1 protein-coding gene and 1 pseudogene are annotated in these 587 nt (G+C 43.8%); both read right to left on the bottom strand.

Going from position 1 to position 587, the window contains the following annotated elements; all coding sequences use genetic code 11:
• Nucleotides 1-337: pseudogene (locus AB840_RS15625) on the bottom strand (IS256 family transposase); the annotation flags it as partial.
• 48 nt (nucleotides 338-385) lie between these two features.
• A partial coding sequence (locus AB840_RS16370; RefSeq protein ID WP_201775884.1) for a transposase occupies nucleotides 386-587 on the bottom strand: 202 nt, incomplete at its 5' end.

Here is a 587-nt window from a genome sequence, read left to right as displayed (position 1 = left end):
ATTTCAGAGAGTTGCGGATTAGATGTACCATACAGCGCTGCACCACAACATTCTTGAATATAGCTTTAGCACCATCTTCAAGACCACTGACACCGTCCATTGAAATAAAACCGATGTCCTGGACACCGCGTGATTTTATTTCATCGAATACCTGCATCCAGCGATGTTTGCTTTCTGTATCACCTATCCATAAGCCCAGAACATCTTTCCCACCGTTTAGATCGTACCCCAGGATAACGTACACCGCCTGGTCAGAAACACCCTGCTCGGTACGCATAGAAACGTATATGCAATCCACAAAAATAAATGGATAAAAAGCTTTCAGCGGTCGGTTCTGCGATAGTGTCAAGCAATGTTCGCAAAAACCATCAACCTCCGAATGGGATTAAGCAGTTTTTGCTAATTGTAGTTGAAGCTCGGTAATAATTTTAGGATTAATGTAAGAACGCCCGCTGGACCAATCTTCGCTGTACTCAATGAGATAGCTTGTGACAAGCCGGACGTATGAATCCATACTGGGGAAAATTCCAACGACTCTAGTCCGGCGCCGGATTTCCCTATTTAATCGTTCCAGTAGATTTGTAGAT

It is taken from the genome of Megasphaera cerevisiae DSM 20462 (assembly GCF_001045675.1).
Lineage (GTDB): Bacteria > Bacillota > Negativicutes > Veillonellales > Megasphaeraceae > Megasphaera > Megasphaera cerevisiae.
Note: the sequence above shows the minus strand (reverse complement) of the source record. Positions and strands in the feature narration are given on the sequence as shown.